The organism is Enterobacter sp. WP_7_1 (assembly GCF_003688535.1).
In the GTDB taxonomy this organism is placed as follows: Bacteria; Pseudomonadota; Gammaproteobacteria; order Enterobacterales; family Enterobacteriaceae; genus Enterobacter; species Enterobacter asburiae.
The window spans coordinates 219,624-245,532 of sequence record NZ_REFK01000002.1 but is presented as its reverse complement, the minus strand read 5'-3'; the positions used below and the strand labels follow the sequence as shown (position 1 = coordinate 245,532).

Annotated in this window: 24 protein-coding genes, 1 tRNA gene and 1 pseudogene; 6 read left to right on the top strand and 20 right to left on the bottom strand. The window is 56.1% G+C overall.

All coding sequences use genetic code 11. The annotated features are described in order from the left end of the window. Positions 1–8 precede the first annotated feature (8 nt). Positions 9–1,013 carry a flagella biosynthesis regulator Flk gene (flk, locus tag BJ885_RS10525; protein WP_029740201.1) on the top strand — a complete coding sequence of 335 codons (1,005 nt, stop codon included), beginning with the start codon at positions 9–11 and terminating at the stop codon, positions 1,011–1,013. Between the two features lie 84 nt (positions 1,014–1,097). On the opposite strand, the gene BJ885_RS10520 is transcribed toward flk, so the two are convergent. Then, entirely contained in the window at positions 1,098–2,276 is a 1,179-nt protein-coding gene (locus BJ885_RS10520) for an MFS transporter (RefSeq protein ID WP_121931894.1), read from the bottom strand. 208 nt (positions 2,277–2,484) lie between these two features. Continuing rightward, complete coding sequence (fabB, locus tag BJ885_RS10515) at positions 2,485–3,702, bottom strand: beta-ketoacyl-ACP synthase I (RefSeq protein ID WP_023312571.1); 1,218 nt, start codon at positions 3,700–3,702, stop codon at positions 2,485–2,487. Between the two features lie 158 nt (positions 3,703–3,860). Between fabB and mnmC the strand changes: the two genes are divergently transcribed. After that, on the top strand, positions 3,861–5,858 hold the full coding sequence (gene mnmC / locus BJ885_RS10510) for a bifunctional tRNA (5-methylaminomethyl-2-thiouridine)(34)-methyltransferase MnmD/FAD-dependent 5-carboxymethylaminomethyl-2-thiouridine(34) oxidoreductase MnmC (RefSeq protein ID WP_121931893.1): 1,998 nt from the start codon (positions 3,861–3,863) through the stop codon (positions 5,856–5,858). A gap of 57 nt (positions 5,859–5,915) precedes the next feature. Here the strand turns inward: mnmC and BJ885_RS10505 are convergent, their stop codons facing one another. The 6 genes from BJ885_RS10505 to prmB are packed head-to-tail and all read right to left on the bottom strand — an operon-like array spanning position 5,916 to position 10,467. Continuing rightward, positions 5,916–6,194: a YfcL family protein gene (locus BJ885_RS10505; protein WP_029740204.1), complete on the bottom strand. Its 279-nt coding sequence runs from the start codon at positions 6,192–6,194 to the stop codon at positions 5,916–5,918. A 13-nt stretch (positions 6,195–6,207) separates the two neighbouring features. Next, entirely contained in the window at positions 6,208–6,753 is a 546-nt protein-coding gene (locus BJ885_RS10500) for an elongation factor P hydroxylase (RefSeq protein ID WP_029740205.1), read from the bottom strand. Then, a complete protein-coding gene (locus BJ885_RS10495) occupies positions 6,753–7,562 on the bottom strand; it encodes a sulfite exporter TauE/SafE family protein (protein ID WP_121931892.1) in 810 nt (269 codons plus the stop codon). Before BJ885_RS10495 ends, BJ885_RS10500 begins: the two co-directional genes overlap by 1 nt. Beyond that, complete coding sequence (mepA, locus tag BJ885_RS10490) at positions 7,562–8,386, bottom strand: penicillin-insensitive murein endopeptidase (RefSeq protein WP_023312576.1); 825 nt, start codon at positions 8,384–8,386, stop codon at positions 7,562–7,564. Before mepA ends, BJ885_RS10495 begins: the two co-directional genes overlap by 1 nt. Positions 8,387–8,388: 2 nt before the next feature. Beyond that, entirely contained in the window at positions 8,389–9,474 is a 1,086-nt protein-coding gene (aroC, locus tag BJ885_RS10485) for a chorismate synthase (RefSeq protein WP_029742149.1), read from the bottom strand. Positions 9,475–9,534: 60 nt separating this feature from the next. Further along, positions 9,535–10,467 (bottom strand): 50S ribosomal protein L3 N(5)-glutamine methyltransferase, encoded by a 933-nt coding sequence (gene prmB, locus BJ885_RS10480; protein WP_008502612.1) that lies wholly within the window; start codon positions 10,465–10,467, stop codon positions 9,535–9,537. 145 nt (positions 10,468–10,612) lie between these two features. On the opposite strand from prmB, the gene smrB reads away from it, so the two are divergent. Continuing rightward, a complete protein-coding gene (gene smrB / locus BJ885_RS10475) occupies positions 10,613–11,164 on the top strand; it encodes an endonuclease SmrB (protein ID WP_033146105.1) in 552 nt (183 codons plus the stop codon). Between the two features lie 46 nt (positions 11,165–11,210). Here the strand turns inward: smrB and sixA are convergent, their stop codons facing one another. From sixA to BJ885_RS10455, 4 genes are all read right to left on the bottom strand, one after another. Next, a complete protein-coding gene (sixA, locus tag BJ885_RS10470; RefSeq protein WP_045330962.1) occupies positions 11,211–11,696 on the bottom strand; it encodes a phosphohistidine phosphatase SixA in 486 nt (161 codons plus the stop codon). Positions 11,697–11,905: 209 nt separating this feature from the next. Then, the gene (fadJ, locus tag BJ885_RS10465) at positions 11,906–14,053 is read right to left on the bottom strand and encodes a fatty acid oxidation complex subunit alpha FadJ (protein WP_121931891.1); all 2,148 of its coding nucleotides are present in this window, start codon (positions 14,051–14,053) and stop codon (positions 11,906–11,908) included. After that, positions 14,053–15,363, bottom strand: a complete 1,311-nt coding sequence (fadI, locus tag BJ885_RS10460; RefSeq protein WP_085841638.1) for an acetyl-CoA C-acyltransferase FadI — start codon at positions 15,361–15,363, stop codon at positions 14,053–14,055. Before fadI ends, fadJ begins: the two co-directional genes overlap by 1 nt. A 277-nt stretch (positions 15,364–15,640) precedes the next feature. Continuing rightward, on the bottom strand, positions 15,641–15,925 hold the full coding sequence (locus BJ885_RS10455) for a YfcZ/YiiS family protein (RefSeq protein WP_024907659.1): 285 nt from the start codon (positions 15,923–15,925) through the stop codon (positions 15,641–15,643). Between the two features lie 372 nt (positions 15,926–16,297). On the opposite strand from BJ885_RS10455, the gene fadL reads away from it, so the two are divergent. Next, on the top strand, positions 16,298–17,620 hold the full coding sequence (fadL, locus tag BJ885_RS10450; RefSeq protein WP_032659239.1) for a long-chain fatty acid transporter FadL: 1,323 nt from the start codon (positions 16,298–16,300) through the stop codon (positions 17,618–17,620). Between the two features lie 44 nt (positions 17,621–17,664). Here the strand turns inward: fadL and mlaA are convergent, their stop codons facing one another. Further along, a complete protein-coding gene (gene mlaA, locus BJ885_RS10445) occupies positions 17,665–18,417 on the bottom strand; it encodes a phospholipid-binding lipoprotein MlaA (RefSeq protein WP_023312585.1) in 753 nt (250 codons plus the stop codon). A gap of 315 nt (positions 18,418–18,732) precedes the next feature. Here mlaA and BJ885_RS10440 point away from each other — a divergent pair, with 315 nt between their 5' ends. Then, positions 18,733–19,662, top strand: a complete 930-nt coding sequence (locus tag BJ885_RS10440) for a formate/nitrite transporter family protein (RefSeq protein ID WP_121931890.1) — start codon at positions 18,733–18,735, stop codon at positions 19,660–19,662. A gap of 75 nt (positions 19,663–19,737) precedes the next feature. Further along, positions 19,738–19,809, top strand: a tRNA-Arg gene (locus BJ885_RS10435). Between the two features lie 49 nt (positions 19,810–19,858). Here the strand turns inward: BJ885_RS10435 and BJ885_RS10430 are convergent. The 7 genes and pseudogenes from BJ885_RS10430 to BJ885_RS10400 form a co-directional block, all read right to left on the bottom strand. After that, entirely contained in the window at positions 19,859–21,190 is a 1,332-nt protein-coding gene (locus BJ885_RS10430; protein WP_121931889.1) for a VasL domain-containing protein, read from the bottom strand. Positions 21,191–21,293: 103 nt separating this feature from the next. Next, entirely contained in the window at positions 21,294–21,764 is a 471-nt protein-coding gene (locus BJ885_RS10425) for a hypothetical protein (protein ID WP_029740158.1), read from the bottom strand. Positions 21,765–21,778: 14 nt separating this feature from the next. After that, on the bottom strand, positions 21,779–22,234 hold the full coding sequence (gene tssE, locus BJ885_RS10420; protein WP_029740157.1) for a type VI secretion system baseplate subunit TssE: 456 nt from the start codon (positions 22,232–22,234) through the stop codon (positions 21,779–21,781). Next, entirely contained in the window at positions 22,234–22,779 is a 546-nt protein-coding gene (tssJ, locus tag BJ885_RS10415) for a type VI secretion system lipoprotein TssJ (protein WP_121931888.1), read from the bottom strand. Before tssJ ends, tssE begins: the two co-directional genes overlap by 1 nt. Then, positions 22,757–23,842, bottom strand: a complete 1,086-nt coding sequence (tssG, locus tag BJ885_RS10410) for a type VI secretion system baseplate subunit TssG (protein ID WP_121931887.1) — start codon at positions 23,840–23,842, stop codon at positions 22,757–22,759. Before tssG ends, tssJ begins: the two co-directional genes overlap by 23 nt. Beyond that, positions 23,806–25,560 (bottom strand): type VI secretion system baseplate subunit TssF, encoded by a 1,755-nt coding sequence (gene tssF, locus BJ885_RS10405; RefSeq protein WP_121931886.1) that lies wholly within the window; start codon positions 25,558–25,560, stop codon positions 23,806–23,808. The genes tssG and tssF overlap by 37 nt, the downstream gene beginning before the upstream one ends. Before the next feature lie 63 nt (positions 25,561–25,623). Further along, positions 25,624–25,896 (bottom strand): annotated as a pseudogene (locus tag BJ885_RS10400) (PAAR domain-containing protein); the annotation flags it as partial. Positions 25,897–25,909: the final 13 nt, after the last annotated feature.

The window sequence follows — 25,909 nt, the reverse complement described above, 5'->3', positions numbered from 1 at the left end:
TTTTGACGATGCAGCCCATTTCAGGTACGCCGCCACGCCCTCCGGGTGAAGGCCCCGTCACGCCAAACGTTGCCGGTGAACAACCGCTATCCACGCAACAGCGCACCGTGCTGGAGCGACTGATCACGCGCCTGATTGCGCTGACTTCACAGCAAAATGCGGAAGTCTGGGCCGGGGTAAAGCATGATTTAGGCGTGAGGAACGACGCACCGCTGCAGTCGCGCCATTTCCCTGCGGCCGAGCAAAACCTGAACCAGCGTATTAATACCGCGCAGCAGAACCACACCACGCGCCAGATTGTCGCTCAGCTGACGGAGCTGCTGGGCCAGGGCAATAACCGGCAGGCGGTGAGCGATTTTATTCGCCAGCAGTATGGTCAGACCGCGCTGGGGCAGCTGACGCCCGACCAGCTCAAAACCGTGCTGACCCTGCTGCAGAACAACGAGCTGTCGATTCCGCAGCCTCAGGTGCGCCCGGCGACCGAGCGTCCGCTGCTGCCCGCCGAGCACAACACGCTCAAGCAGATGGTGACAAAGCTGGCTGCGGCCACCGGCGAACCGACGAAGCTTATCTGGCAATCCATGCTGGAGCTGTCCGGCGTGAAGGCGGGTGAGTTAATCCCGGCCAAACAGTTTACTCATCTGGTAACCTGGCTCCAGGCGCGCCAGACGCTCAGCACCCAGAATGCCCCTACCCTGCATACCGTCCAGGCGGCACTGAAGCAGCCGCTTGAGCCGCACGAGTTTGAAGTCATCCGGGATTACGCCCAGCAAAACTGGCAGGCCACGCCGCAAACGGTACTGACCACCGCGCAGGTGCAGGATCTGCTCAATCAAATCTTCGTTCGCCGCGCCGAGCGCGAAGGCGGCGTGCCGGAGGTGAGAAACATTCAGCCGATCTACAGCCCGCTGTTTGCGCCAGTCGTCGAGACGTTCAGAACGCTCTCTGCGCGTCCGGGATTGATGTTTATTGCGCTACTGATTGCGCTGGCGATTTTCTGGCTGGTTGCTTAACACTGCCGGGTGGCGGCTTCGCCTTACCCGGCCTACGGCTAGTGCGGTTGTAGGCCCGATAAGCGAAGCGCCACCGGGCAAAAACTACGATCTGCGAAATGCCACCAGCGTCACCACGATCCCCACCACCGCAGAAACCGCACCGGCCAGAAAGACGGACGGATAACCAAACGAGGTGGCTAACACCCCGGCCAGCGGCCCGGTTACCCCGTATGAGATATCCTGAAACGCCGCATAGCCGCCCAGCGCCGTACCGCGCACCTGTGGGGCCACGCGCTTCACCACTTCAACGCCCAGCGCCGGGAAGATCAGTGAACAGCCGCACCCGGTCAGCGCCGCGCCGAGCAGCGCAACGGATGCCACGGGTGCATTCCACAGCAGCAGCAGACCCACGGTCTCTATCATCAGCGACGCTACCGCGACCTTCACGCCGCCGAAGCGATCCGGCATCCAGCCGAAAAGCACGCGCATCAGCACAAACGCGCCGCCAAACGCGGTAAGCGTAAAACCGGCCATCGCCCAGCCGCGGCTCATAAAATAGAGCGAGACGAAGGTACCAATCACCGCAAAACCCACGCCCTGCAGCGCCAGGCCAAGACCCGGCTGCCAGATCTGGCCGACCACGCTCCACAGAGAAGGCCGCTCGCCTTTGTGCGCGGGCACCTTACGCACCGAGCCGTTAAACGCCCACGCCAGCAGGGGTAAAACCATCGTGGTTGCGGCCAGCGCCGCAAATCCAAACTGGCTATTAATCAGCAGCCCAAGCGGTGCGCCTGCGGCCAGCGCGCCATAGATGGCCATGCCGTTCCAGGACATCACCTTGCCGGAGCGTGCCGGCCCCACCAGCCCCATTCCCCAGGTCAGGGTACCGGTCAGCAGCTGGCTTTCACCAAAGCCAAGGATTAAACGGCCCAGCACCAGCAGCGCAAATTTATACGCGGCGTCTACGGGCAGGAGAGCAGCCAGCAGCCATGCGCCGCCCGCCAGACCACAGGCAAACATCCCCTGTAACGCCGAACGTTTTGCACCGTGCTGATCCGCCAGCCGTCCGGCGTAACCGCGGGTCAATACCGTGGCTAAAAACTGAATGCCCACGGCAATGCCGACCATGGTGTTGCCATAGCCCAGCTCCTGATGAACGAACAGCGGGATCACCGGCAGCGGCAGGCCAACGGTCATATAGGTCAGAAATACCGCGAAAGCGATACGGAACAGCGAGACGTTCGCTGAAGGGGTTGTTTCTGTTTGAGTTACTGCAGTCATGCTTTACTCCGAAATGAAGAGTAAGGCGGGGAAATGCCACGCCCCCTCTACCTGATAATCAGGATTAAGGTGCGTTGGTTGACGTTAAACGCTTACGCATTATCGTGAGGATAATGTTGAGGGGTGAAGTTTGCCTGTGAGATCAGCCGCTTGTCAATGCATAAAAAAAGGGAGCCTTATGGCTCCCTTCCGGAATCAAACGTAAAACTTATGCTTTCAGCTTACGCATAACCAGCGTGGCGTTGGTGCCGCCAAAGCCGAAGCTGTTTGACATGACGGTGGTCAGCGTCGCGTCCATTGGTTTGGTCACGATGTTCAGGCCAGCAGCCTGCTCGTCCATCTCATCAATGTTGATGCTTGGCGCGATAAAGCCGTTTTCCAGCATCAGCAGAGAGTAGATCGCTTCCTGCACGCCAGCCGCACCCAGAGAATGACCGGTCATGGCTTTGGTCGCGGAGATCGCCGGGCTGTTGTCGCCGAAGACTTCACGGATCGCACCCAGCTCTTTCACGTCGCCTACCGGAGTAGAGGTACCGTGGGAGTTCAGGTAGTCGATTGGGGTGTCAACACCGTGCATCGCCATCTTCATGCAGCGCACCGCGCCTTCGCCGGATGGCGCAACCATGTCGGCGCCGTCAGACGTTGCACCGTAGCCCACGATTTCAGCATAGATGTGCGCGCCACGTGCCAGAGCATGCTCCAGCTCTTCAACCACAACCATACCGCCGCCGCCCGCGATAACGAAACCGTCACGGTGCGCATCATAGGTACGGGAGGCTTTATCCGGGGTTTCATTGTACTTGGTGGACAGTGCGCCCATCGCGTCGAATTCACAGGCCATTTCCCAGCCCAGCTCTTCGCCGCCGCCAGCAAATACGATGTCCTGTTTACCCAGCTGGATCTGCTCAACAGCATTACCGATACAGTGCGCGGAAGTCGCACACGCGGAGCTGATGGAGTAGTTCACACCGTGGATTTTGAATGGGGTCGCGAGGCACGCGGAAACCGCAGAACCCATGGCTTTGGTGACCACGTACGGACCTACTGCTTTCAGACCACGCGGGCTACGCATTGCGTCAGCGCCGAATACCTGCGCTTTTGATGAGCCGCCGGAGCCGGCGATCAGACCCACGCGCGGGTTGTTCTGATAAACCTCTTCACTCAGGCCGGAATCTTTGATCGCTTCCTGCATGGAGAGATAAGCATAAATAGAGGCATCGTTCATGAAACGAACCACTTTGCGGTCAATCAAACCGGTGGTGTCCAGTTTGACGTTACCCCATACGTGGCTACGCATACCTGAATCTTTAAACTCTTCAGAGAAAGTGATCCCGGAGCGTCCTTCACGCAGAGATGCCAGGACTTCCTGCTGGTTATTACCGATGCTGGAAACAATGCCCAGGCCAGTAATCACTGCACGTTTCATTCAATACCTCTGTAAGTCGCACTATAGTAAGTTTCGAGTCGCACAATAGCGTACACTTGTACGCCGAACAAGTCCGATCAGACATTTTCTGCGGAAATTTGCACCGATGGACTCACATCGTTAAGATCGTGCCACTGCCTGTCAGACGAGTAACTTACGTGAAACAAAACGCTATACAACCCGCCAACCTCGAATTCAACGCTGAGGGTACACCTGTTTCCCGAGATTTTGATGACGTCTATTTTTCTAATGATAACGGACTCGAAGAAACTCGCTATGTTTTCCTCGACGGAAACCAGCTCAGCACCCGCTTCCCGGAGCATCCGCGGAGCCTGTTTGTGGTCGCGGAAAGCGGATTCGGCACCGGGCTCAATTTTCTGACCCTCTGGCAGGCGTTTGACCAGTTTCACGCTGCCCACCCTGAGGCTACGCTACAAAGATTACATTTCATCAGTTTTGAAAAATTCCCGCTCACCGCGCACGATCTGCGGCTCGCTCATCAGCGCTGGCCAGAGCTTGCAGCCTGGGCGGAGCAGCTTCAGGCGCAGTGGCCGCCCCACATCGGCGGCTGCCATCGTCTGATTCTGGACGGCGGACGCGTGACGCTGGATTTATGGCTTGGCGACATCAATGACCTGACCGATACGCTCGACGATTCGATGAATCAGACGGTGGACGCGTGGTTCCTTGACGGCTTTGCCCCCGCCAAAAACCCGGACATGTGGAGCCAGCATCTGTTTAGCGCGATGGCGCGGCTGGCGCGCCCGGGCGCAACGCTTGCCACCTTCACCTCGGCAGGCTTCGTCCGCCGCGGACTCCAGGAGGCGGGCTTTACCATGCAGAAAACCAAAGGCTTTGGCCGCAAGCGCAACATGCTGGTCGGCAGAATGGAGCAGACGCTGGACGTCCCCGCACAGGCGCCCTGGTTTGCGCGCCGCGCCAGCGCATCACGTGAGGTGGCGATAGTCGGCGGGGGGATTGCCAGCGCCCTGCTGTCCCTCGCGCTTCTCCACCGCGGCTGGCAGGTCACGCTCTACTGTGCTGACGACGCGCCAGCAAGCGGCGCCTCCGGCAACCGCCAGGGGGCGCTTTATCCGCTTTTAAGCGCGCACGACCCGGCCCTGTTCCGGTTTTTCCCGGCGGCATTTACCTTCGCCCGTCGCCTGTACGACGCCCTGCCGGTGGCGTTCGACCATGACTGGTGCGGCGTGACGCAGCTCGGCTGGGATGAAAAGAGCCAGCAAAAAATCACGCAGATGCTGTCGCTGGGTCTGCCTGACGAGATTGCCCGTGCGGTAAGTGCGCAAGAGGTGGCAGACACCGCTGGCGTTGAAACCGGCTGTGGGGGCATTCAGTATCCGCTCGGCGGCTGGCTGTGTCCGGCTGAACTGACCGCGGCGGTCATTGCCCTGGCGCAGTCGCGCGGGCTGACGGCGCATTATGCTCACAAGGTTGAATCGTTGAGCCGGACAGAACGCTGGAATCTGCGTTTTGCTGATGGCAAAGAAGCGAGCCATGCCAGCGTTGTGCTGGCAAACGGGCATAACATCAGCCAGTTTATCCAGACAGAGACGTTGCCGGTTTATCCGGTCGGCGGCCAGGTAAGCCATATTCCTTCCGCGCCTGAACTGAGCAAACTGCGTCAGGTGCTGTGCTATGACGGCTATCTTACGCCGCAAAATCCGTCTAACGGCCATCACTGCATCGGGGCCAGCTACCATCGTGGCGAAGCGGATATGCGCTACAGCGACGCGGATCAGGCGCAGAACCGCCAGCGCCTGATTGACTGTTTCCCGGATGCGGCGTGGGCGAAAGAGGTTGACGTCAGCGAGGGTAACGCGCGCTGCGGCGTGCGCTGTGCCACCCGCGATCATCTGCCGATGGCGGGAAATGTGCCTGACTACGACGCGACGCTTGAGGCCTATCAGGATCTTGCTGATAACCGGGATAACGCGGTAAGCGCGCCGGTTTATCCTGAGCTGTATATGCTGGGTGGATTAGGGTCTCGCGGGCTGTGTTCCGCACCGCTGCTGGCAGAAGTGTTAGCCGCGCAAATGAGCGACGAGCCGATTCCGCTGGACAGGGTTACGCTTGCAGGGCTGAATCCGAATAGATTGTGGGTACGGAAACTGCTGAAGGGGAAGAAGGTCAAGTAGGGTGCGGTCTGGTGCCCTCACCCTAACCCTCTCCCACAGGGAGAGGGGAGGAAACACTTACTTCGCTTTAGCCTGCTGGAACAAAGTGTCCCACATGCCCAGCACCAGCGACTGGTCGCGCGGAGAGAGCTCCCCGGCCAGAATGGCTTTTTCCAGGCTGCGAGTGACTTCAGCGTGAACGGCGTCGGCAGAGTGATCGTCCCCCGCTTCCAGCTCGGCTACCGCGAGCGTCAGGTGACCACGCAGATAACCGCTGGCGAACAGCTCATCATCACTGGCGTGTTCCACCATGTCATCAATTAACGCCAGAATGCGTGATTCAAATTCTGCGATCATCTTCTTTCCTCTGTTAAAGATCTTCCGGCCAAGGGAAGCATTCCGCCGTGATAACCGGCGTGTGGTAATAATTCTGTAAGGCCTCGATCAGGCGTGCCGGACGTTCCGGGATGCCTTTCTCAAGATATTCCATCACCTGCGCGTGAACGCGGCGCTGGAAGACGATACGGTCCGGCTCGAAGTCGCCTTCGAGGTTGTCACAGCTGACGTTGAACGGGAAACCCGCCGCGACGCAGAATAGCCATTCCAGCGCCTGCGGCTTCACTTCCACATCTTCAAACTGGCCCTGAGTGGCGGCATCACGTCCGTCGGGGCAGTACCAGTAACCGAAGTCCACCAGCTCGCGCCGCGCTTTCCCCGCAATGCACCAGTGCGAAATCTCGTGCAAACCGCTGGCATAAAAGCCGTGGGCAAAGACGATGCGGTTATACGGAACCTCTTCATCAGCAGGAAGATAGATCGGTTCGTCGTCGCCTTTAATCAGACGGGTATTAAAATCGTCAGCAAAACAGCCGTCGAAAATCTCAATCAGCTGTTCGTATTTATGCGTACTGTTCATTAGTGCATCCCCAACCAGGTGAGGATCTCCTGTCCATGGCTGTCATAAAGAAGTTTGGCGCTCATTACGGCCGAGACGATGACGATCATCGGGCGAATAAGTTTTTGTCCTTTGCTTAACACCAGTCGCGAGCCCGCGCGCGCGCCCAGGAACTGCCCTGCCATCATCACAAATCCGGTTGCCCAGATGACCTTACCGCCGATGATAAACAGCAGCAGACCGCCGACGTTTGAGGTCGCGTTGAGCACTTTGGCATGGGCGGTGGATTTGGCGAGGTTAAACCCGGCCAGCGTCACGAACGCCAGCGCATAAAATGAACCCGCCCCCGGCCCGAAGAAACCGTCGTAAAAACCCACGCTGCCACCGGCAATCAGGGCAAACGGCAGGCCGTACAGGCGACGCTGGCGGTCTTCTTCACCGAGCTTTGGCATCAGCAGGAAGTAAAGCCCGATGCAGATGACCAGAATCGGCAGGATCTGGCGCAAAATATCGGACTGCACGTGCTGAACCAGCAGCGCGCCCGACGTGGAGCCGATAAAGGTCATCAGGATATTGAGCTTCTGATCGGCCAGGCTCACCACCTTACGGCGGATAAAATAGAGCGACGCCGAGAGCGAGCCGCCGCAGGCCTGAAGCTTATTGGTGGCAAGCGCCTGCGCCGGGCTCATGCCCGCCGCCAGCAGAGCGGGCACGGTTAACAACCCGCCGCCGCCCGCGAGCGCGTCGATAAAACCGGCCAGCATGGCCACAAAGAACAGCACCACCAGCAGCAGCGGTGACACCATAAACATATCGACGAAATTATCCATTAAAGTACATGCTCATCCAGTAGCGCCTGGCAGGAAGGCGGCAACGGAGGCGGTGTCTTCTTCTCAGGCTTAGAGGTTCCAGGTTTTGCCGGTTCAAACCAGCTTTGCAGTTCCGCACCGCAGCCATCGCCTGGCGGTGGTAGCGGCTGATCTTCACATTCCAGGCTATTCGCCGGACAGCGCAGACGAACGTGCATGTGCGCACGATGCTGGAACCACGGGCGCACTTTGCGCAACCAGTCGCGATCGGTTCCGGCATCCAGGCAGAGCTGCTGCTTGATGGCAGGGTTGACGAAAATCCGCGTGACATCGTTATCTTCAGCCGCCAGCTTGATCATGCTGGAAACATCTCGCGTCCAGAGTGATGGCACAACGCGCTTACCGTCGCTCGCCACCAGATCCAGCGCCTGCGGTTTCAGCAGCTGGGCGGAGGTCCAGCGCGCTTTCGGCAGCTGCAGGAAGATATCAACATCCAGTCCGGTCTGGTGGCTGGCGTGCCCACCGTTAAAACGACCGCCGGCAGGCATTCCCATATCGCCAATCAGCATCGTGCCCAGCCCAAGGTTATGCACCTGGTTTCCCAGACGCTGGATGAACAGCACCAGATCCGGGTGGCCGAAATAACGACGCTGATCGGTGCGCATCACCTGATAGGTATCAGACTGGAGAGGAAGCTCCTGGGCACCGACGATACAGCCGTTGGAAAAGGCGCCAATGGACTGCGCGCTTCCCGCCACCGGGTGGGTGATTTTTTGCCATGGCGTCGCGGCCAGACTGGCTCCACTGGCAAGCAGCGCCAGCAGAGCAATTGCGGTTTTTTTCATGTTTACCAGCGTGGAATGGTGGTCGTCACATCCGCATTCTGCGCGCGCTGGCGCAGGAAGTGATCCATCAGCACGATCGCCAGCATCGCTTCTGCGATCGGCACCGCGCGGATCCCCACGCACGGATCGTGACGTCCTTTGGTGATCATCTCAACTTCTTCGCCATCGCGGTTAATCGTGTGGCCCGGCACGGTGATGCTGGAGGTCGGCTTCAGCGCGATGTTGGCAACAATCTGCTGCCCGCTGCTGATACCGCCCAGGATGCCGCCCGCATGGTTGCTCTGGAAGCCCGCCTTCGTGATTTCGTCACGGTTCTGACTGCCGCGAAGCTGAACCACGTCAAAGCCGTCGCCAATCTCTACGCCCTTCACCGCGTTGATGCTCATCAGCGCGTGGGCAATGTCAGCGTCGAGACGGTCAAATACCGGCTCGCCCCAGCCAGCCGGGACGCCGTCGGCCACCACGGTCACTTTCGCGCCAATGGAGTCGCCCTCTTTTTTCAGGCCACGCATCAGTTCATCCAGCGCCTCAAGCTTGTCGGCATCGGCGCAGAAGAACGGGTTTTGCTCAACCTGATCCCAGTCTTTGATCGCCAGCGGAATGTCGCCCATCTGGGTCAGGCAGCCGCGAATGACGATGCCAAATTTCTGCTGCAGGTATTTCTTAGCAATTGCCCCTGCCGCCACGCGCATCGCGGTTTCACGCGCGGAAGAACGCCCGCCGCCGCGATAGTCGCGGAAGCCGTACTTTTGTTCGTAGGTGTAGTCAGCGTGGCCCGGACGGAAGACGTCTTTGATGGCGCCGTAGTCCTGGGAGCGCTGATCGGTGTTTTCGATCAGCAGACCGATGCTGGTCCCGGTGGTGCGACCTTCAAAGACGCCGGAGAGAATTTTGACCTGGTCCGGCTCGCGACGCTGCGTGGTGTAGCGCGAGGTGCCCGGACGACGGCGGTCGAGGTCGTGCTGTAAATCGGCTTCGGTCAGTTCGATGCCTGGCGGTACGCCATCAACGATACAGCCCAGCGCCAGCCCGTGTGACTCGCCAAAGGTGGTCACGCGGAATAACTGTCCAATACTGTTTCCTGCCATCACGGCTCCGATGTTGTTGTTAGTGTTTGAGCGTTGTGAAACGGGCCGAAGCCCGCTGGATTAATCTTTATAGATGCTGAAGTGTTCGCGCGCGTCGAGCAGCTGCGCTTTGGTCAGCATAAAGACGCCGTCACCGCCGTTGTCGAACTCAAGCCAGGTGAACGGCACATCCGGGTACTGCTCTATCAGATGTACCATGCTGTTACCCACTTCACAAATCAGAACGCCGTCGTCGGTCAGGTAATCCGGCGCGCAGGCCAGAATGCGGCGCGTCAACTTCAGGCCGTCAGAGCCTGACGCCAGACCCAGCTCCGGCTCGTGACGGTATTCGTTCGGCAGATCGGACATGTCTTCCGCATCGACGTACGGCGGGTTGGTGACGATCAGATCGTACTGCAGCGTCGGCAGATCGCGGAACAGGTCGGAGCGAATTGGCGTAACGTGATGGATCAGGCCGTGCTCTTCGATGTTGTGTTCGGTCACGGCCAGCGCGTCGGTGGAGATATCGACGGCGTCCACTTCCGCTTCCGGGAAGGCGTACGCGCAGGCAATCGCGATGCAGCCGCTGCCGGTACACATATCCAGAATGTGCTGCGGCTGATGGCCGATCAGACCTTCAAAGTGGTTGTTGATCAGCTCGCCAATCGGTGAGCGCGGCACCAGCACGCGTTCATCGACATAGAACTCGTGGCCGCAGAACCAGGCTTTGTTGGTCAGGTAGGCGACCGGAATGCGCTCATTCACGCGGCGGATCACGCGCTCAACGATGCGGTGTTTTTCGCTGGAGGTCAGGCGCGCGGTGCGCATGTCTTCCGGGATATCCAGCGGCAGGTAGAGGGACGGCAGCACCAGCTGCACGGCTTCATCCCACGGGTTATCGGTACCGTGACCGTACCAGATATTGGCGGCGCTGAAGCGGCTAACCGACCAGCGCAACATGTCCTGTATGGTATGCAGCTCGTTTACTGCTTCATCGACAAATATTTTATCCACTCTTTCCTCCAGGGCATGCTCGCATAATTTTCGGCGGCTAGTTTGCCATGAAGACGGCGATAAATCAGCAATGACGCGTCGCGCTTGAGGTTAAAAAATGCGTTTAGTCGGGTACACTGTCGGAAATACGAGATGAGAATGACGAATGAAAAAGAAAACATCGCTCAGCGAGGAGGATCAGGCGCTCTTCCGTCAGCTGATGACCGGGACGCGTAAAATCACGCAGGACACCATCGTCCATCGCCCGCTGCGTAAAAAAATCAGCGAAGTACCGGTCAAACGCCTGCTGCAGGAGCAGGCCGATAACAGCCACTATTTTTCAGATGAATTTCAGCCTCTGCTCAATACGCAGGGGGCTGTGAAGTATGTACGCGAAGACGTCAGCCATTTTGAGCTGAAAAAATTACGCCGCGGGGATTATTCACCGGAGCTGTTTCTCGATCTGCACGGTTTAACGCAGATGCAGGCGAAACAGGAGCTGGGGGCGTTGATCGCCGCCTGTCGCCGTGAACATGTTTTTTGCGCCTGCGTGATGCACGGCCACGGTAAACATATCCTTAAACAACAGACGCCGCTGTGGCTGGCTCAGCATCCACACGTCATGGCTTTTCATCAGGCACCGAAAGAGTACGGCGGAGATGCCGCGTTGCTGGTGTTGATTGAAGTGGAAGAGTGGCAGCCGCCAGAGTTGCCCTGACAGAATGGCGGGAAGCACATTGCGCCCCGCCATATCGCACGTCACGTCAGATCGCTTTTGCCATCTTCAGGTTGCACGGACTCATTTGCCAGTTGAAGACACCTTTGCCCGTTTCGTCGAGAGAAACATTGGCAATGGCGGATGTCGTGAACATCGGCGGTGTCTCGCCCGGACACAGCTCAGATACCAGATAGCCAACCAGTGGCAGGTGGGAAATGACCAGCGCGGAAGCGACACCTTCATTGCACAGCGCCTGAAGATAAGCGCTGACAAGGCCTACATCGCCACATGGGGTGAGTTCAGGGAGAACATCCACACTGGATGGCAGGTTCATACACTCCCCTACCACATCCAGCGTCTGTTCTGCACGCAGGAACGGACTCACCAGAACGCGTTCGATGTCCACTTTTTGACCGTTAAGCCAGGTCGCCATCAGACGAGATTCGTCGCAGCCACAGACGGTCAAAGGACGTACTGAGTCACTGGCGGCATCGAGTGCCGCGTCGCCGTGACGCATGATAAAAACTTGCATATTGCACCGCTTTTGTTAACCAGAATCACCGGCGTTAACTACCCGCGATAAATGCTACGAGGTAGAAAACCCGATGGCCGGGCATTGTGCCTGATCCATTCGGTGAATGAAACGCTGTTTTTTACCTCAATGGCGTAAGTATAGTCAATCTCTGTTTACAAAATCGCCAGAACAGGTCCATTCACTTCAGGATTTACCCTTCTTTGACCTCAGCTTACGAGGACAGTTTCCCTTGCAGGCCAAAATGTCTGGCCGCGTTCCGCCATCTGCAATAATTCGTCACACGGTGTAAACCGTGGACCATATTGCGAAGCCAGACGTTGCAGAATAGCAACCACTTCACCCGCGCCGAGCGTATCCATGTAACGGAACGGGCCGCCAAGGAACGGCGGGAAACCAATGCCAAATACCGCGCCGATGTCACCATCGCGTGCACTCTTGATCACCTGCTCATTAAAGCAGCGCGCCGCTTCATTGAGCATCATCATCACGCAGCGCTCAGCGCACTGAACGGCGGACAGTTTTCCCTGACCTGTGGTCGAAATGAGTCCATATACCGAAGGGTCGACCTGTTTCTTGCTTTTACGCCCTTTCGCGCCGTAAAGATAGAAACCGCGTTCATTTTTTCTGCCTTTGCGATCGTCCTTCAAAATCGCAGAAACAATGTTTGCTGGTGGGCTAAAACGATCGCCATATGCGGCTTCCAGCACTGGTATAATTTTAGTGCCAGTGTCTATTCCCACCTCATCCAAAAGTTGGATTGGGCCAACGGGGAAACCAAACTTTACCAGCGCCTCGTCGACGTGCTCAATCTTCTCGCCTTCCGTCAGCAACCGCATTGCTTCATTAATGTAGGGAGCCAGAATGCGGTTGACGTAGAAGCCAGCTTTGTCCGCTACCACAATCGGGGTTTTGCCCTGTTTTTTCGCCAGCTTCACCACGGTGGCAATGGTTTGCGGACTGGTTGTCGCGTGCGGAATAACTTCCACCAGCGGCATTTTTTCGACCGGGCTAAAGAAGTGCAGCCCAATCACCTGCTCCGGACGCGCGGCTTTCGCCGCGATATCGCCAATCGGCAATGACGACGTATTGGAGGCAAAAATGGTATGCGGGGCGCAATGTTGCTCAACGTCTGCCACCATCTGCTGCTTAAGCGCCAGATCTTCAAACACGGCTTCAATCACCAGATCGCGGTGCGCAAAACCGCTGTAATCCGTCGTACCGGAGATCATCGCCAGGGTTTTATCACGCTCGCTTGCCTTGATATGGCGGCGCTTGACCTTTTGATCAAGGTTCTGCCAGCTGTACTGCAGCGCGTGGTTGATCCCCTTAGGATTAATGTCTTTGATTCGTACAGGCAATTTGCCTTTGCTGGCGGTAACAAAAGAGATTCCGCCGCCCATGAGCCCCCCACCCAGTACGCCAATGGCACGCAGCGGCGCAGGTTGCGCCTCGCTGCCCGGATCTTTTTTCACGTCCGTGCTGGCGAAGAAGATGCTGCGCAGCGCCTGTGACTGCGGCGTCATCGCCAGTTCGCCAAAGGCTTTGGCCTCCGCGGCATAGCCGCTGCTGCTGCCCTGCGACAGCCCGGTTTCGATCACTTCCAGGATCCGCTTTGCCGCCGGGTAATTGCCTTTGGTTTTTTGTTCGGTCTTTTTGCCCACCATGTTGAACAGGAGCGTTCTTCCCAGCGGGCCGGCCAGCACGCGCTCACGTACCGGCAGAGGACGTTTTGCCTGACGCCCTTTCAGCGCAAGCTCAACGGCGGCCTCCAGCAAAATGGACTGCGGCACGACGTCATCGACCAGACCGGCTTTCAGCGCCTGACGGGCGCGCAGCTGTTTACCGGTTAAGATCATCTCCAGCGCCGTGCTGACGCCCACCAGACGCGGCAGCCGTTGCGTTCCGCCGGAGCCAGGCAGCAGGCCCAGCTGCACTTCCGGCAGGCCCAGAATCGTTTTCGCATCGTCGGTGCAAATCCGGCTGTGACAGGCCAGCGCCAGTTCAAGCCCACCGCCCAGGCAGGCACCGTGGATCGCGGCAATGACCGGGATCGGCAAACCGTTGATCTCAGCCATGACCTGCTGGCCCTGACGCGCCAGCTCTTCGGCTTCCAGAGCGCTTTGCGTCCGGGCGATCATGTTGATATCCGCGCCGGCGATAAAGTTATCCGGCTTGGCAGAGATAAAGACCAGACCACGAATCGCTTTGTTGTCGCGGATCTGCTTTAGCATCGCGCGCACCTGAACACCAAATTCGGCCTTCAGGGTATTCATCTTTTCATCAGGCACATCAATAGTGATAACGGCCACGTTATCGAGGCGAACCGTCAGATTAAATGCAGATGGCATATCCATTATTCAGCCTCCAGAACCATTGCTGCGCCAAGGCCACCCGCCGCACAGGCGGTAACGAGGCCAAACCCGCCGCCGCGGCGACGTAGTTCATGTAATGTTTGCGTGATCATCCTCGCCCCCGTGGCGGCAAACGGATGACCGTAGGCGATAGAGCCGCCCAGCACGTTGAATTTACTCTGATCCACTTCGCCAGTGGCATGAGCGCGGCCCAGCACATCGCGCGCGAAACGCTCGCTTGCCAGCAGCTGTACGTTTGCCAGAGTTTGCGCGGCAAACGCTTCGTGCATATCAATCAGGGTTAAATCAGCCAGCGTCAGCCCCGCGCGCTCCAGCGCCAGCGGCGTGGACCACGCCGGACCTAACAGCATGTCCTGCCAGACATCAATGGCGGTGAAGGCATAGCTGCGTAGATAGCCCAGAGGAGTGATGCCCAGCTCCTTCGCGCGGGATTCGGTCATCAGGATCACGGCGGCTGCGCCATCCGTCAGCGGCGTGCTGTTCGCCGCCGTCACCGTGCCGTGTTTGCGGTCAAACGCCGGGCGCAGTTTGGCGTAATCCGCCAGCGTTGAGGTGCCGCGAATATTGTTATCTTCCACAAGCGGTTCACGGTAGGGGGGAATATAGGCGGTCATGACCTCGTCGGCCAGCTTGCCTTCCGACCAGGCTTTTGCCGCAAGCTGATGTGAACGATGCGCCAGGGCATCCTGTTGCTCACGCGTAATGCCGTACGTTTTTGCCATCTGCTCGGCGGTATCGCCCATCCGCAGGCCGGTGGAGTATTCCGCTACGGCAGGTGGTACAGGCATGAGGTCGCGCAGGCGTAAACGCGAGAAGAGTTTGAGTTTCTGACCCGTCGTGCGGGCTTTATTGGCATCCACCAGGATGCGCGCCAGTTTTTTACTGACCCCAATCGGCAGCACCGAAGAGGAGTCCGCCCCACCCGCAATCCCGGCGCGAATCGTGCCCGCCATCAGGCTTTCGGCGACGTTAGCCACGGCCTGGAAGCTGGTTGCGCAGGCGCGGCTGACGCTGTAGGCATCGGTATGCACGTTCATCCCGGTACCGAGGACGATTTCACGCGCAATATTGGGGGCTTCAGGCATCTGCACAACCTGACCAAATACCAGCTGTTCAATGACCTCAGGCGGAATTTCGCTGCGAGCCAGCATCTCCCCCACTACCATTTTCCCCAGGTCGACTGCCGGTATGCCATGAAACGCCGTTGCCTGACGCGCAAATGGCGTGCGCAATCCACTGACTATGGCAATGCGATCGCCCTGACGGGTAATAAGCGGTAATGCCTGACTCATAACACTCCCCTGTAAAAAATTTTCGCAAAAATAAAGTGGTCTGACCTGATAATAGTCTTAACCATTTTTTTACATTCAGCCAATCGGGGAAACGAAAAAGTGCGAGCTAAAACACAGAGAAGAAAAAGAAAATGCCCCTGCATAGCAGAGGCATTTGTGCGGTTTGTTGCCGGGTGCGCAAGGTAAAAGCAAAACGGTAACCCGTAGGTTACCGTTTTTAATGTTTGCACCCTCTTCCGTGAGAGAGGGTCGGGGTGACGGCTTCAGGCCGCAGAAATTAACGCAGGCCCAGCTGGAAAATCAGCGTTTCTGCTTCGCAGGCGAAGACAAAGTCGATGTCCAGCTTCACGCCGCCTTCCACTTCGGTAAAGGTAGACTTGATTTCACACGGATCGGATTCAACGTCACGCGCACGCTTGCTCAGCGCGGTCAGGGTCTCTTCCGCTTCGGCACGGTTGGTGAATACACGGCTGTAAGAGGCGGTGCAATCGGTGTTGTCCATGATGGTCCCAACATCCATACAGCAGCAAACCGGGGTTTCATCAGCACTGCATTTACTCATAGCTCAATTTCCTCTGTATTCGCGCAGCGCGCGAGATAAACACGATGCTGCTATTTTACGCCCCGGCGCGGGCGCTCTCCAGCCGTTAATGGCGCAAAAGGGGATAAGTGACCAATATCACACTAAAAAATGATCTAAAACAAAAACCACCCTTTTGGGTGAGTCGTGATGGTCACAATTTTGCCAACCAGATCTCGTTTCACGAAACATGTTTGAAAATATTAATAAACAAACTTGCAACATTCCGGCTGGTCAGACCTATACTCTGGCCACTGGTCTGATTTGTCTGTCATACCTCAGACCCTACACTTCGCGCTCCTGTTACGGTATGTAACAATTATTGAATAAAAATAACTCAATGAGGTTATGGTCATGAGCCAGAAAACCCTGTTCAACAAGACTGCGCTGGCAGTCGCAGTGGCACTCGTCTCCACTTCCGCCTGGTCAGCGGGCTTTCAGTTAAACGAATTTTCTTCCTCTGGCCTTGGCCGTGCGTATTCCGGGGAAGGCGCTATTGCTGATGATGCGGGTAACGCGAGTCGTAACCCCGCGTTGATCATGATGTTCGATCGTCCGACTTTCTCTGCCGGTGCAATTTTTGTCGATCCAGGTGTTGATATCTCGGGCCGTTCTCCGACAGGTGCCGATCTGAAATCGGATAACATTGCCCCAACGGCATGGGTTCCAAACATGCACTTCGTGGCGCCGATTAACGACCAGTTCGGCTGGGGCGCATCCGTGACCTCTAACTACGGTTTAGCAACCGAGTTCAATAACGACTATGCAGCTGGGGCGTTTGGCGGTAAAACCGACCTGGAAACCCTGAACCTGAACCTGAGCGGTGCTTACCGTCTGGATAATCACTGGAGTTTCGGCGTTGGCTTTGACGCTGTGTATGCTAAAGCGAAGATCGAACGTTACGCGGGCGACCTGGGCAAAGTCGTTGCTGGCTCAGGCGCGCTACCACCAGCCCTGGCACAGCGAGTGGCTGGTATCCCGGCAGACACTCAGATTGCTTATCTGAAGGGCGATGAGTGGGGCTTTGGCTGGAACGCAGGCATCCTTTATGAACTCGATAAAAACAACCGTTACGGCTTTACCTACCGTTCAGAAGTAAAAATCGACTTTGATGGCGATTACAAAAGCAGCCTCCCTTCTGCTTATAACCAGATCCTCGGCAACTTCGGTCTTCCGATGGGGACCAATGGCCAAACCACTGGCGGCTCTCTGAGCCTGCACTTACCAGAAATGTGGGAATTGTCTGGTTATAACAAAGTGGCGCCACAGTGGGCAGTTCACTATAGCCTGACCTATACCAGCTGGAGCCAGTTCCAGGAGCTGAAGGCGACCAACAGCAACGGCGACACGCTCTTCTATAAAGATGAGAGCTTCCGTGATGCTTACCGCATCGCGCTGGGGACCACCTACTATATGGATGACAACTGGACATTCCGTACCGGTATTGCCTTCGATGATAGTCCGGTACCAGCAGACAAACGCTCTATCTCGATTCCGGATCAGGACCGCTTCTGGCTGAGCGCTGGTGCGACCTATGCATTCAACAAGGATGCTTCTATTGATGCGGGCATATCTTATATGCACGGTCAAAAAGTTAACTTCAAGGAAGGTCCGTATGAGTTCTCTTCCGAAGGTAAGGCCTGGCTGTACGGCATGAACTTCAACTACGCGTTCTAATCGCGCTGGAATCAAAAAAGGTGAGCATTGCTCACCTTTTTTATTTACTCCGAATCGATATCTTTTAGTTCGTTTTCGATCGCCTTCGCGTTTGGATTCTCTTCCGGCTTCAGCTTGCCGCCGTTGGCAATAAAGTCATGATTCTGGAAGTACGCTTCACGCACCATAATGTACGGGTCAGAAGACTGGCGCAGCAGGCCATCAGAGTCGAGCAGTTGCGCGCGAGTTTCAATCCCTTCCACCGTCCATTTACCTACCGACAGCGGCCAGGTCAGCCATGACAGGACCGGATACAGCGTATCCACCATATCGCCGCCATCATCACGGAGGGTGAAACTACCGTAGAACGGTAAATGCACGTACGGACCATACCCGACGCCGTAGTGTCCCATGGTGCTGCCGAAACGGTGCGGCTGTTCACGCTGCAGTTTCTGGTTAGCCATACCTGCAACATCAATAAAGCCCCCCATCCCCAGAATGGAGTTCAGGAAGAAGCGGGTAAAGTGGACCATCCCCTGATAAGGGTCGCCCTGCAGGAAGTAGTTCACCATTACCGCAGGCTCTTCGAGGTTGCTGGTAAAGTTACTTAACCCGTTACGCGCAGGTTGTGGAACATAATCGCGCCATGCTACTGCCACCGGACGAACCACATACGGGTCCAGTACGTTGTAGTTGAAGCTATACATTGAGCGGTTAAATCCTTCGAGAGGATCGGAGCGTCCCGTTTGCTCACCGGAGCTGGCGCAGCCCACAAGCATCGTCGCGCCAAGCGCAAGCGCCGACAGCCGAAGTTTCATAAATATCTCCCTGTTCAGTATGGCTATCGTTGATTGCCATCCGTAACGGAGCCGTTGACGCTCCGTCTGTAAACGTGCAAGCGATTGTAACAGCACGTTTACCGATGTCTATGAGCACAATTACGGGCAGTAATCACCGTGACTCTGATCTCAGCATAGCCTGGCTTTAGGAATTCGTTTCGCTGGCAATTTTATAATGTCTTTGAAAGAGATGTATCACCTTTGTTGTCATTGCAGCCAAATTAAGAGCATCCCCACAGGCATCCCGATAAAAGCCGCTACGCTTAACAGAAAGATCAACCTCCGGGAGCAGATATGAAAGATGTAGGTGAAGAGAAAATTGGCGAGAGCACTGAGGAACTTGAAATTGAAAGCGAGGAGAAAGCGCGCGGCGAGAAGATAGAAATTGATGAAGATCGCCTCCCCTCCCGCGCAATGGCCATCCACGAGCATATACGCCAGGATGGTGAAAAAGAGATGGAGCGCGACGCGATGGCCCTCTTCTGGTCAGCCATCGCTGCCGGGCTATCAATGGGCGCATCTCTGCTTGCGAAAGGGATATTTCATGTGCAGCTGGAAGGCGTACCCGGTGGATTTTTACTGGAAAACCTCGGCTATACCTTCGGCTTTATTATTGTCATCATGGCCCGCCAGCAGCTGTTTACCGAAAACACGGTGACCGCCGTTCTGCCGGTGATGCAAAACCCCACACTCGGTAATTTCGGCTTATTGATGCGGCTCTGGAGCGTGGTCCTGCTGGGTAATATCATCGGCACGGGCATCGCGGCATGGGCGTTTGAATATATGCCGATCTTTGATGAACCCACCCGGGATGCGTTTGTGAAAATCGGCATGGACGTAATGAAAAACACGCCGGTCGAGATGTTCTCAAACGCCATCATCTCTGGCTGGATTATCGCCACGATGGTCTGGATGTTTCCTTCAGCGGGAAGCGCCAAAATTGTGGTGATCATATTGATGACCTGGCTAATTGCGCTGGCGGACACCACGCATATTGTGGTCGGTACCGTTGAAATCCTCTATCTGGTCTTTAACGGTACGCTTCACTGGAGCGATTTCTTCTGGCCGTTTGCCCTTCCGACGCTGGCGGGAAACATCTGCGGCGGAACATTTATCTTCGCGCTGTTAAGCCATGCCCAAATTCGTAACGACATATCGAACAAACGCAAAGCTGAGCTTAAGGCACGGGAAAATGATGATAAATCGACAAAAAAATCGACCTGAATGGTGACTCTTTGAGCAGTCAGGCGGCGATGCGCTTAACGCAAAGTGTAAATAAGGCTATACTCGTGCCGCCTCGTCCCCTTAGTTAAATGGATATAACGAGCCCCTCCTAAGGGCTAGTTGCAGGTTCGATTCCTGCAGGGGACACTTTACCCTCCCGCTTTTTCCAGTACATTCGTTCGTCCACCGCCAGAATTCACTGAGCAGAAGAATCCTGTTTTATTTGAGCGTAACGCGTTGCCAGCTGTTTAAGACGCAACTCCAGTTGAGTCTTTTCTGCTTCAGGAAGCGCATCTCCTGCTGGATGCTGTGACAGGCGCCTGAGTTGTTCTTCAGCCGGTATCGTCTGGTTAAATGACTGTATAGTCGAAAAAACCACCGATTTAAGCTCGCTTACCGTGATGTATTTTCCTTTTTGCTCGTCCAGACTACTCAGCCGATGACTCAGTTGTTGAAGCGTCATCATTCCCTGATACCAGCTGTTCATTGCGTCGACAGGTAATGCTGCCGCGTTAAATTTTTGCTGCCACTGCATTGTGAGCGGTTTCGCCTCCTCCGGCCATAATGTCTGGAGCTGCTTTAACAGCTGAAGGCTGTAGGAAAGATTCCAGTCAGGAGGCAGTTTATCCAGGCGGGCAAGCTGCTGCTGCGTGTCTGTGATAAACGTGGACGGTAAAGTACCTCGCAGTGTTAACGCGTCTTGCTGCACAGGCGTCAGCACTTCAGGTAACGGAGCCAGAGAGGCAAAAGCCTGAGTCGCCAGGGGGTCGGGTCTGGACAAAGAAACCCATCCCCACGCCACAGCGATACAAACCACCAGCGTGGAACACATCCCGGCAAAAAAGGGCTTCCACTGTCTGACAGGCATGGGAGCTGTCGTGCGATCCTCTCCATTCGGCTGATTTTCCTGATGCACAACATATACCCATTTCACCTCTTCGATCGGTTCGGCTTTATCCAGAGGAGATTGACTATCGGGCTTCATGTTCACATTCAAATCTGATGTGTCATTACTGCTTTCCAGCCGTTCAGCATTTGAACGTATCAACGTTCGTAACGTATCGAGCTGGCTAAGGTGTTTAAGCTCAAGGCGCTGGAGCACCGCGCTCAGGCTGGTAAGTAACGCTTCAGCACGATAAAGCTCACTAAGATGGCTGCTGTTGAATGGAAGCATACGCATGCGCTGCTGCAGGCGCTGGCTAAGGCCGCTAAGGATTTCCATACGAGCGTGTTGTGTCTTCGGCCATAAGGTGTCCCACTGGTGGATAATCAGGGCCTCCAGAATCGCCAGCCCTTCATTCAGGCCAGCTAATCCAGACAGGTGAGTACGGGCAAGGGTGTACCAGGCTGATGTCTGCAACTCCACACCGTTCTGTTCAAACATTGAGAGACAGAGTCTTTGGACATATTGCCAGTTCACATCCGGGCGAGCAGGATGTGTAAGCTTACTGAGTTCATCGCGGAGGGCGGCATAATCTGGCAGCGTACGCGGGTCGCCGCCGGTTTTTAACGTTATATGTGTGGTCATTCTGCAGGGCCTGCATATCCGTGTCGGTTAATTTCGTCAGTTGGTGTGTAAGGCAGTTTTGCGTGTAAAAACGCAATGACTAATAAAGGAATGAATGTTATTGCTAGGGCAGCAGCGCTAAAATCAGACCGAAAAAAACACCTTCATCAAATAGTTGTCCTGACTGAGGTAATGTATCAGGGGGAGTAAAGATCCAGTCATTTACGCTCCCCACCCGCATGAACAGGCGTCCTTGAGAAATCACGCTGTACCCGGAAAAAACAGTCACTTCGACACAGCCTGCAACTCCCTGTCCATACAGAAATATCGGCATAAACTTAACCGCCCGGTTACCATAACGCAGGACGATACCGGAAATATCAAAAGCCCCGCCCTCCACCAGCAGGTCAGGAACGTATACCGTCAGTGGCTCTGCATTCAGTCCGGTATCTGACAGCCACGCGTCCATTTGATCCTGAAGCTGAGCCATTCGCATGCGAAACTCTGCAATGTCGGCCTGACTCTTGCTAACTGCGGGAACGGGTGAAGGTTGTTGCGCCTGCAACTTCTTCAGGAACTGTGATTTTACTGACATGGTGTTAACTGACCTTATATACGAGGTGTTGTGTCGAGATACTGCTGTTGCCTGAGATGCCGCAACAGGACCCGTCCTTCGGGCATAAACTCAGTCCCGTAGCGCACCAGGCCAACCCCTTTAAGTTCAGCGTCAATGGCATAGCGCAGCTCGCCGGGAATGTTCTGCTCCAGCAGAACAACGTCTATCTTTTTCAGGCGCGGTTCATATTTGAGCAGAACGGCAGACAATGTGCCCATGAGCTCATGAGCCGTTCCCGGCATGCCCTGCAGGATTTTTGTCATATCGGGCAGCCCGTAATCAGGCAGATGCGCCAGCGTGCCGGCGCGACAGTTGAGAACGCGCTGCATATTGTCCAGAACCGAAAGGATGACCTGATTATCTTCACTGACCTGTTTAAGGTCGAGACCACCGCTAAAATTTCCGGTTAGCATTTCATACAGCGAAGGCGTGTTATGTCCCTGGGGCATCAGTTGTCCTTAAGCGGTTGCAGCGTCAGATGGTTCTCGCCGGCTTCAAGAATGCGCGGTTTATCGGGATCCAGATCGCTGCGCTTGATAACCTGCTTCCAGGTGTCGTTGGTCATGTCCGGATGGCGAAACAGCCCCACTACCGCGACAAACTGCGCCTCTTCTTCCATCGGCATATCAAGGCTTGCATCACCACCCGGCTTTACCACGATATTACGACTGGCCAGCATGTCGTCTTTCAGAATGCTGACATCATCCTGAAGCAATTGCTGATAAACCGTCTTATCAAAGGCTTTGCGGTCTTTGAGCTGGTAAACCCTGACCACGACAGGCTCAGACAGCGAGTTATTTTCGCGAGAGTCGGTGTTCAGAGCTTCGCGCGAGGTGAAATCCAGATGCAGGATTTTAATTTTTTTATAGAACACAGAATTAAACGCCGATTTGGTACCGTCGGTGACGCTCTGCGTCAACCCGCAACCGGTCAGAATAAGCGCCATGAGAGGCATCATCCAGCGCGCGGTTTTAGTTAAATTTGTACGTGACACGTCGGTTTCCTTGTTGTGGTTTCGCGGGCTCCAGCCCGCTGTAATAGCCCAGTTCTGTCGTAAAGGTTTCAGGAATGTCATCAGGATGGCTATCTTCTTCTGCTCCCAGCACGCCGTTCATTCCCAGCCAGAAAGGGTTCTCACCCAGCGGGGGTACGGCCAGCAGACGAACAGACGTCGTCAGGGTTATTCTGGCCTTAAACCGCCAGCCCAGATACACCCGCAGCATCACCAGGAAATCCATGTACAACTGACCATCCGGCTTCCAGCCCTGTGCCTCCTGTTCGTTGTCCGTCGCGAGAGCTACCAGCAGCTGGCTGCCGGCATCCATCGCTTCGTCACCCAGCGGCGTATTGCCATCAAGCAGAAAATCTTCGTCACCGTAAAAACCCAGCGGCCTGTCGATCTCTACAGGCCGCAGACAATACGGACTCACCTGCACCGTCGTATCGGGGGCCAGCAGGCTCACCAGTGCCTGCATCCCTTCCTGAGTTTTGCTCGGTTGTTGCAGAACTCCCAACAGGGCCAGAAAGCGCGACACTGGCGTGGCAATGTGATTTGCCGTGCCCGGTATTCCCAGCCCCACCAGACCCAATAACGACTGCGAAATGCTGTCGGTCCCGCCGGGCTCAAACGTGGCCGGATAGGAGTATTTACGCCAGACGCGGTAAAACTGCGTCAGGATGCGATGACTGAAAATATCCAGAAAGCCCTGCAGCGCCTCATGCCCTTCGCGACGCTGGGTGATGTCATCGAGATACGCCGTTGGTAACGGGGAATCGACCCCGTACATCCCCATAAAGGTCGTACGGATAACTGGCGGCTTGCTGTCATCGTCTTCATCATATTCGACAGCCTTCAGTTCACTGACCGGAAACCCCATTCCAGGGTGCGGTGCAAAGCGTACCGGGTCATCTGCGGGGTGGCTGGTCGATCCCATCAGCGGCCTGCCAGGATTGTTTTTCTCCAGCAGCTGACATAATCGATAGAAGTTAATGCGGTGAAGGTCGGCTTCCAGCCGCGGTGTCAGCCGGGAATGCGACGGTTGTGCTTCTCTTCCCATTCCAGGCGCTCTCCGGTTGGTTGCAGAATAATAATCAGGCGGTTAAACAGATAGATGTCTGTGTAGAGCGCGAAGAAGCGGCTCAGCATCTCGCCGAACAGGCAGATGTCGCCGCGTCCGGCAAAGCCGTGGCTGTCCAGCGTCACTTCAATCTGCACGCCGCGCACCAGGTAACCCTGCTCAAATCGCTCGGTTTCACTATGCTTCACGTCGATGATGGCTTCCAGGCGACGGCGGTTCATCTCGCTGTCGGTCCACTCGTACAGCGCAAGGGTACCGCGCAGTACATCCGCGTTATCCATCATCGACAGGAACCCGCTGCCGAGGTGACTCAGCACACGCCAGTGGAAACGGTCCTGCGCCGGTGGATAACAGGGCAGCGTCGGCGCACACAGGTTGCGTACGGCGATACTGGCCGACGTGGTTTTCATCACCGTATCGAGCACGGTACTTTGCAGTGCCCGTCGCGGCAGCTGGCCGTTTGTGCCGGTGAGCGTCAGGGACAGGCTTTCATCTTCCGGGACGGTGTGGTTATCAAACGCTTCGCCACCCAGAATAAGCCAGGTATTGTGCAGCCCGGAAGGACCGCGGCGCACGCGGGTGTGGTAGTAATATTCCGGGGCTTCATGGCGCATCATTCCGCCTTTGTGGCGGAAGCTTGAGAACGGCACGTAGGTATGCTGGCTCGATGACATCACCGAATCGACCGCGTAAATCTCGGTATGGCCATCCTGCACGCGCATCGGGCGCAGCATGTACTCGGTTTGCAGCGAGTTGAGCGTCAGCGGATCAGATTCCAGCGGGAACAGGTTAATTACCGGCACGCAGTTCAGGCGCAGATGCTTTTCGGTAAAGCTGAAATCATGCTCCCAGCGTTCTGCCAGTACCACGTCGATTTCAAACCAGGGAAGCTCAGCCGGGAAGTTGACGCTCTCGAGTCCACGCAGGCCAGTGAACATGAATTTTTCGCGAAAGGTGAAGTACTCCAGCAACAGCTGATATCCGCTAAAGCTGCTGTTGCCCTTCGGCCACAGGTCATCGTCATCGCCAAATCCCAGCGCGGCGAAGTACCCGTCGAGCGGTCTTCTGTCCATGTCTCCAGGCATTCGCATCCAGAGGCGCGCCGTGTTCATGGTAAAGGCCTCATGCATGGCGCAGGCTAGCGGTGCGTCAGCGTTGAAGTAGAACGGGATCTGGCGGAGATCGACACGGCTCCAGTCAGCAAGATGGCTGCAGTTAAAACGCAGGCTGATAACCGAACGCCCGTCAGGGTCAGTCGACAGGCGGGCGTGCTCCAGCGACAGCGGCTGAAGGGTGATCTCTTTAGTTGTGGTGTATCGGCAGCGCGTACCCTTTTCACCGATCGGCCGCGAGTTAATCTCGAAACCTTTGACAATACGCGTCTGCTCTTTCATTTCTCGCCAGTCAGGGGTGAACTCCACCACCGACATCGACGGTATGGTGCGCAGGTAATGCGGCCACAATAGACTGACCAGCCCTTCGGTCAGTTCAGGAAGGTCATCATCAAGCTTCTCTCGAAGCCGCCCCATTAGGAAGGCAAAGCCTTCGAACAGGCGCTCGACGTAGGGATCGCGCGCGCCGGCTTTATCGAGATTGAGCATTGCTGCCTGCTCGGGGTGAGCACGGGCAAACTCTTCACCGGCTTCCAGCAAGTAGCGCATTTCAGCGTCATAATAACGCAGGGTTAAATCGTCCATAAGAACCTGAGTGTTGTGTGACCATCCGGCTAAGCGTGCCGGTGAAGAGTGAAGGCTTTAAGCTTCGTAGGTGCGTTCCCGATGGGAGGGTATTAACGTCGCCGCGCACGGGCATCCACTCTTACTGTGTAACGTGCCCGCAAACTTCCGACCATTCACTAAGTTTTGTGGAATAGCGCCAATAATTTTATAAGTGCCGGCATGTTTCCCACACGTCACACTGTCCTGTTCGCGTGTAACTGGGATCCCCTCAATCGTGTTAGTTGGATCGCCCTCGAGGATCTTCCCTCCACAGGTGGTTTTATCCCCCTGCACCAGATAGTAACCTTTCGCCATTTGTCATCCTCCT

What these genes read in the sequence shown, in the direction of transcription:
- fadJ (WP_121931891.1), bottom strand. Translation starts at nt 14,053, where the DNA reads ATGGATATGCCATCTGCATTTAATCTGACGGTTCGCCTCGATAACGTG.
- sixA (WP_045330962.1), bottom strand. Translation starts at nt 11,696, where the DNA reads ATGCAAGTTTTTATCATGCGTCACGGCGACGCGGCACTCGATGCCGCC.
- BJ885_RS10455 (WP_024907659.1), bottom strand. Translation starts at nt 15,925, where the DNA reads ATGAGTAAATGCAGTGCTGATGAAACCCCGGTTTGCTGCTGTATGGAT.
- BJ885_RS10495 (WP_121931892.1), bottom strand. Translation starts at nt 7,562, where the DNA reads ATGGATAATTTCGTCGATATGTTTATGGTGTCACCGCTGCTGCTGGTG.
- BJ885_RS10425 (WP_029740158.1), bottom strand. Translation starts at nt 21,764, where the DNA reads ATGTCAGTAAAATCACAGTTCCTGAAGAAGTTGCAGGCGCAACAACCT.
- mlaA (WP_023312585.1), bottom strand. Translation starts at nt 18,417, where the DNA reads ATGAAACTTCGGCTGTCGGCGCTTGCGCTTGGCGCGACGATGCTTGTG.
- tssG (WP_121931887.1), bottom strand. Translation starts at nt 23,842, where the DNA reads ATGGGAAGAGAAGCACAACCGTCGCATTCCCGGCTGACACCGCGGCTG.
- aroC (WP_029742149.1), bottom strand. Translation starts at nt 9,474, where the DNA reads ATGGCAGGAAACAGTATTGGACAGTTATTCCGCGTGACCACCTTTGGC.
- tssE (WP_029740157.1), bottom strand. Translation starts at nt 22,234, where the DNA reads ATGCCCCAGGGACATAACACGCCTTCGCTGTATGAAATGCTAACCGGA.
- BJ885_RS10520 (WP_121931894.1), bottom strand. Translation starts at nt 2,276, where the DNA reads ATGACTGCAGTAACTCAAACAGAAACAACCCCTTCAGCGAACGTCTCG.
- BJ885_RS10500 (WP_029740205.1), bottom strand. Translation starts at nt 6,753, where the DNA reads ATGAACAGTACGCATAAATACGAACAGCTGATTGAGATTTTCGACGGC.
- fadL (WP_032659239.1), top strand. Translation starts at nt 16,298, where the DNA reads ATGAGCCAGAAAACCCTGTTCAACAAGACTGCGCTGGCAGTCGCAGTG.
- BJ885_RS10430 (WP_121931889.1), bottom strand. Translation starts at nt 21,190, where the DNA reads ATGACCACACATATAACGTTAAAAACCGGCGGCGACCCGCGTACGCTG.
- smrB (WP_033146105.1), top strand. Translation starts at nt 10,613, where the DNA reads ATGAAAAAGAAAACATCGCTCAGCGAGGAGGATCAGGCGCTCTTCCGT.
- tssF (WP_121931886.1), bottom strand. Translation starts at nt 25,560, where the DNA reads ATGGACGATTTAACCCTGCGTTATTATGACGCTGAAATGCGCTACTTG.
- mepA (WP_023312576.1), bottom strand. Translation starts at nt 8,386, where the DNA reads ATGAAAAAAACCGCAATTGCTCTGCTGGCGCTGCTTGCCAGTGGAGCC.
- fadI (WP_085841638.1), bottom strand. Translation starts at nt 15,363, where the DNA reads ATGAGTCAGGCATTACCGCTTATTACCCGTCAGGGCGATCGCATTGCC.
- flk (WP_029740201.1), top strand. Translation starts at nt 9, where the DNA reads ATGCAGCCCATTTCAGGTACGCCGCCACGCCCTCCGGGTGAAGGCCCC.
- BJ885_RS10440 (WP_121931890.1), top strand. Translation starts at nt 18,733, where the DNA reads ATGAAAGATGTAGGTGAAGAGAAAATTGGCGAGAGCACTGAGGAACTT.
- BJ885_RS10505 (WP_029740204.1), bottom strand. Translation starts at nt 6,194, where the DNA reads ATGATCGCAGAATTTGAATCACGCATTCTGGCGTTAATTGATGACATG.
- fabB (WP_023312571.1), bottom strand. Translation starts at nt 3,702, where the DNA reads ATGAAACGTGCAGTGATTACTGGCCTGGGCATTGTTTCCAGCATCGGT.